Annotated in this window: 2 protein-coding genes; both read right to left on the bottom strand. The window is 72.2% G+C overall.

Annotation, left to right across the window (positions count from 1 at the left end; all coding sequences use genetic code 11):
* Positions 1-2,555 (bottom strand): type I polyketide synthase (locus ACZ4FV_RS51465; protein WP_465328318.1); only part of this gene is annotated, 2,555 nt, incomplete at its 3' end.
* Positions 2,556-2,613: 58 nt separating this feature from the next.
* On the bottom strand, positions 2,614-6,062 hold a 3,449-nt coding region (locus ACZ4FV_RS51460; RefSeq protein ID WP_465328316.1), incomplete at its 5' end, for a type I polyketide synthase.

Here is a 6,062-nt window from a genome sequence, read left to right as displayed (position 1 = left end):
GGGGGGTGGTAGGTGAGGGTGCTCGCGATTGTGTGGAACTCGTCGAGGATGGGGTCCATGTGGGGTGAGTGGAATGCGTGGCTGACCTTGAGTTCCTTGGTCTTGTGGCCTGCCGCGCGGGCCTGTCCGGCGATGTGCAGGCAGGCGCCGTGGTCGCCCGAGATCACCGTGGCCCGAGGTGCGTTGTGGGCGGCGATCGAGACCAGGGCCTCGTGTCCGGCCAGCAGTTCGGCCAGCTCGCTCGGCGCGGCGTTGATCGCGATCATCGTGCCGAGGGTGGGTGCGCTCTGCATGAGGCGGGCGCGTGTGGTGACGAGGGTGGCGGCGTCGGGGAGGGTGAGGACTCCGGCGAGGTGGGCGGCGGTGAGTTCGCCGATGGAGTGGCCGATGAGGTAGTCGGGGGTCACGCCGTGGTGGGCCAGCAGGTGGTGCAGTGCGGTTTGGAGGGCGAAGAGTGCGGGTTGGGTGTAGCGGGTCTGGTTGAGGAGTTTGGGGTGGTGGTCGATCACTTCCCGGAGGGGTCGGTCCAGGTGTGGGTCGAGGTGGGCCACGGCCTCGTCGAAGGCGTCGGCGAACACCGGGTACGCGGCGCGCAGTTCGGTGCCCATGCCGGGTCGTTGGCTGCCCTGTCCGGTGTACATGAACGCCGTCGCACCCTTGCCCGGCGCGTACCGGTTTTGCACGACCGAGGCTCCGGTGCGGTTGTCGGCGAGACCGAGCAGTCCGGCCAGGAAGCCGTCCCGATCCCCGGCGACCACGGCCGCCCGGTGGTCGAAGCTGGTCCTCCCGGTCGCCAACGCCCGTGCCACGGCAGCCACATCGGCCTCCGGGTTCGCCTCGATGTGGGCGTGCAACCGGCGCGCCTGATCGCGCAGCGCGTGCGGAGTACGGGCCGAGAGCACCCACGGGACCGGTCGCGGAGCGATGTCGGTCGTAGCACTCCCGGCGGTCGTGATCGCCGCCTGCCCGGTGGTGGCCGCAACCGTCCCGGTGCCGGAGTCGCTGCCGGACTGGGAGTTGGTGTCGGTCCCGGTTTTGTTCGCAATCCCGGCCCCGGTCCCGGCTTCGTTCCCGTTCCCGGCCCCGGTCCCGGCTTCGTTCCCGTTCCCGACCCCGGCCCCGGCCCCGTTTCCGATCCCGGCCCCGGGCCCGGTCGGCTCCGCGTCGGCCTGCTCGATGATCACGTGGGCGTTGGTGCCGCTGATCCCGAACGACGAGACGCCGGCCCGGCGCGGGTGGTCGGTCTCGGGCCACGGTTCGGCCTCGGTCAGCAGGGTGACCGCGCCGGCGGTCCAGTCCACGTGCGATGACGGCTCGTCCACGTGCAATGTCTTGGGCAGCACGCCGTGCCGGATCGCCTCGACCATCTTGATCACGCCCGCGACACCCGCCGCCGCCTGGGTGTGGCCGATGTTCGACTTGATCGAGCCGAGCCGCAGCGGCAGTTCCGCGGGCCGATCGATGCCGTACGCCTCCAGCAGCGCGTGTGCCTCGATCGGGTCGCCGAGCCTGGTCCCGGTGCCGTGAGCCTCCACCGCGTCGACCTGATCCGGCGTCAGCCCCGCGTCGGCCAGCGCCTGGCGGATCACCCGCTGCTGGGACGGCCCGTTGGGGGCGGTCAGTTGGCTGCTGGCGCCGTCCTGGTTGACCGCCGAACCGCGCAGCACCGCCAATACCGGGTGCCCGTTGCGCCGGGCGTCCGACAGTCGTTCCAGCAGCAGCAGTCCGGCACCCTCGCTCCAGCCGGTACCGTCCGCGGCGGACGCGAACGCCTTGCAGCGGCCGTCGGCGGCGAGACCACGCTGCCGGCTGAATTCGACGAACGTTGCCGGGGTGGCCATCACGGTGACCCCGCCCGCCAGTGCGAGCGAGCATTCCCCCTGCCGCAGCGCGTGCGCCGCCAGGTGCAGTGCGACCAACGACGACGAGCACGCGGTGTCCACGGTGACGGCCGGGCCTTCGAGGCCGAAGGTGTAGGACACCCGGCCGGACGCGATGCTGCCCGCGCTGCCCGCGACCAGGTAACCCTCGAAGCCGTCCGGAACGTTCGCGTGCAGCCGCGACCCGTAGTCGTTGTACATCACGCCCGCGAACACGCCGGTACGGCTGCCGCGCAGCGAGGTCGGTTCGATCCCCGCGCGCTCGAACGCCTCCCACGCGGTCTCCAGGAGCAGCCGGTGCTGCGGGTCGGTGGCGAGCGCCTCGCGCGGACTGATCCCGAAGAACTCCGGGTCGAACCCGTCCGCGTCGTGCAGGAAGCCGCCCCGATTCGTGTACGAGCTGCCGACCCGATCCGGGTCCGCGTCGTACAGCCCGTCCAGGTCCCAGCCGCGCTCGGTCGGGAAATCGCCGATGGCGTCGGTGCCTTCGGCCACCAGCCGCCACAGGTCCTCCGGTGTCCGGACGCCGCCCGGGTAGCGGCAGCTCATCGCGACGATCGCGATCGGCTCCTGCGCCTTGGTCTCAAGCTCCTGGAGCCGGCGCCGTGCCTGGCGCAGGTCGGTGGTCGCGCGCTTGAGGTAGTCGCGAAGCTTCTGCTCGTTCGTGGTCGTCATGCGAAGTCAGCCCCCTTGAGGCAGCCAGTGGTCGTGGGACGGGTCGGCGCGGGTCTGCTCAGAGTTCGTTGTCGAGGGCCTCGAACAGCTCGTCGTCCGTCGCCGAGGCGAGGTCGTCGTCGGCGCCGTCGCCCGTGCGGGTGGTGCCGTTCCAGGTGCGGAGCAGGGTTTGCAGCCGGCCGGTGACCGCCGAATGGTGGTCGAACCCGGTCCCGCCGGTTGCGGTCAGCGAGGCGAACACGGCGTTCAACCGGTCCAGTTCGGCGAGCAGCGAATCGGCTGGACCGGCCGACTGGGAGGTCGGCGCGAGTCGGCTGCGCAGGTAGCCGGAGAGCGCATGGATGGTCGGGTGGTCGAAGACCAGCGTGGTCGGCAGCCGCAACCCGGTCGCACCGCCGAGGCGGTTGCGGAATTCGACGGCGATGAGGGAGTCGAAGCCCAGGTCGAGGAAACCTCGCGACGCGTCGATGGTGTCGGGCGTGGGGTGTCCGAGCACGGCGGCGGCCTCGGCGCGGACGAGTTCGAGCAACAACCGGCCCTGCTCGGGCTCGGCCGAAGCGGCGAGCCGTGCCCGAAGCGCAGTCGGATCGTTGCCCTCGGCCTCGCGCCGGGTTCGTTTGGCCGGTACGCGGACCAGGCCGCGCAGGATGGCGGGGGTCGTCCCGGCGCTCGCCTGGGCGCGCAGCGCGGCCGGGTCCAGGCGGGCGGGCACGGCCGTCGCGTGGCCGGCACGCAGTGCGGCGTCGAACAGGCCGAGCCCCTCCTCGCCGCCCATCGGCGTGATCCCGACCCGGGACATGCGCCCGAGGTCGGCGGCGTCGAGGTGGCCGGTCATCGCGCTGTGTTCGGCCCACAGGCCCCAGCCGAGCGAGGTGGCGGGCAGCCCGTGCGCCCGGCGGTGCTGGGCCAGCGCGTCCAGGAAGGCGTTGGCCGCCGCGTAGTTGCCCTGGCCGGCGGTGCCCAGCGTCGCGCTTACCGACGAGTACAGGACGAAATGGGTGAGGTCGAGGTCGCGGGTGAGTTCGTGCAGGTGCCAGGCGCCGTCCACCTTGGGCCGCAGGACCACGTCGACGTGCTCGTCGGTGAGCGCGCCCAGGGTGGCGTCCCGCACGGTGCCGGCGGCGTGCACGACGGCCGTCAGGGGGTGCTCGGCGGGGATGGTGCGCAACAGGGCGGCCAGGGCCGCGCGGTCGGCCGTGTCGCACGCGGCGATGGTGATCCGTACGGTCGGCGAACCGAGTTCGGCGGCAAGTTCCGCGGCGCCGTCGGCGTCCGGGCCGCGGCGGCTCGCCAACAGCAGGTGTCCGACGCCGTATTCGGTGATCAGGTGCCGGGCGACCAGCCGACCCAAGGCGCCGGTACCACCGGTGATCAGCACCGTCCCTCCGGCGGCGGGCGGCGTGACGTGCCCTGCCCCGACCGCGCCGGAGCGCACCAACCGGGGTACCAGTACCGCTCCCGCCCGCACCGCGAGTTGCGGCTCGCCGGAGGCCAACGCCGCGCCGAACGCGAGCCGGGAGGCTTCGTGCCCGTCGAGGTCGACCAGCACGAATCGATCCGGGTGCTCGGTCTGCGCCGTACGGACCAGGCCCCATTGCGCGGCGGCGGCCAGATCGTGCGGATCCTCGTCCGAACGGGTGGCGACGGCGTCGCGGGTGACCAGGACCAGGCGGGTGTCGGCCAGACGTTCGTCGGCCGACCAGGCCTGGAGCAGCGCCAGGGTGTCCCGGGTGGTGGCGTGCACGCTCGCCACCCGGTCGCCGACGTGGGAGACGATCACCGCGACCACGGTCGCCGGGGCGGGTGTGTGCCGATCCAGGCCGGCCTGGAACGCCGCGAGGTCGGCGTGGGTCGCCGCCGCGTCCGGGGCGAGCGGGTCGGTCTTCGGCGCCAGCAGCGTCCAGCCGGAATCGTTCGCGTCCCCGACTTCGGCCGCGCGCCTCCACTCGACGTGGTGGAGATGTTCGTCGCTCGCCGGCCGCGCGGTGTACGGGCGCAGCGCAAGGGTGTCGATCGTGGCGACGAGCTTGTCGTCGGTGTCGGTGAGGGTGAGCGCGGCGGTGTTCCGGACGGTCGTGAGCCGGACCCGAAGGGTGCTCGGACCGGGCCGACCCGTCCGGTGCAGGCGAGCCCCGGTCCAGGTGAACGGGAGCGGCACGCGGTCGGGTTCGTCGGCGAGCGCGGCGAAGGCGAGCGGGTGCAGCGCTGCGTCCAGGAGGGCCGGGTGCAGGCCGAATCCGGCGGGCTCGATCTCCTCGGGCAGGCGCACCTCCGCGTAGAGGCGGTCGTCGCCCAGCCGCCACACCGCGTGCAATCCCTGGAAGGCGGGTCCGTACCCGAGACCGGCGGCGCCGAGCGTGTCGTACAGCGCGTCGACGTCCACGGCGGTGGCCTCCGGCGGCGGCCAGGCCGAGGAGACGCCTTCGCCGGCCGGCTCGGGTTCGTCGATGTCCCACGAGGTGACCACCCCGGACGCGTGCACGGTCCACGCCTGACCGTCGTCACCGCCCGCCTCGGACTGCTCGGACCGGGAGTGGATGGTCACCGTCCGTCGGTCCGAGTCGTCCGCCTCGCCCACCGCGACCTGGATCTGCACGCTTCCGGTGTCCGGCAGCACGAGCGGCGCGTGCAGCGTCAGTTCCTCGACGCCGTCGTGGCCGAAGTGCTCGGCGACGTGCAGGGCGAGGTCGAGGAAGGCGGTGCCGGGGAGCAGGGTGGTGTCGAGGACGGTGTGGTCGGTGAGCCAGGGGTGGGTGGTGCGGGAGAGGCGTCCGGTGAGGATGAGTCCGTCGTTGTCGGCGAGGGGGAGGGCGGCGGCGAGGAGCGGGTGGTCGCTCGCGTCCAGCCCGGCGGCGGCGACATCGGTATCCGCCCGTGCCTGGAGCCAATACGGCTCGTGCTGGAACGCGTAGGTGGGCAGATCCTCGACGATCGGGCCGTCGGCGTCGAGCAGGGTGCCCCAATCCGCGGTGCTCGTGCCCAGCCGGGCCTGTGCGACGGCGGTGATCAGGACCGGGGCTTCCGGGTGCTTGCGGCGCAGGGTCGGGATGAAGTCGGACGACGCCTCCTCGGCAGGGCCACCCGATCGCAGGCTTTCGACGGTGTCCCGGGCGAGGGTGGTGAGGGTGGTGTCGGGGCCGAGTTCGAGGTAGGTGGTGACGTTTTGGTGGTGGAGGGTGGTGACGCCGTCGTGGAAGTGCACGGCGTGGCGGATGTGGTTGGTCCAGTAGGTGGGGTCGGTGAGTTGTTCGGTGGTGGCGATGGTGCCGGTGGTGTTGGAGATCAGGGGCGTGTGGGGGGAGTGGTAGGTCAGGTCGGCGGCCACGGCGTGGAACTCGGAGAGGATCGGCTCCATGTGGGGTGAGTGGAATGCGTGGCTGACCTTGAGTTCCTTGGTCTTGTGACCGGCCGTGCGGGCTTGTTCGGCGATGTGGAGGCAGAGTTCGCGGTCGCCTGAGATGACGGTGGCGTGGGGTGCGTTGTGGGCGGCGACGGAGACCAGGTGCT

The organism is Embleya sp. NPDC025285 (genome assembly GCF_055558835.1).
This window is presented reverse-complemented; position numbering and strand designations above follow the sequence as displayed.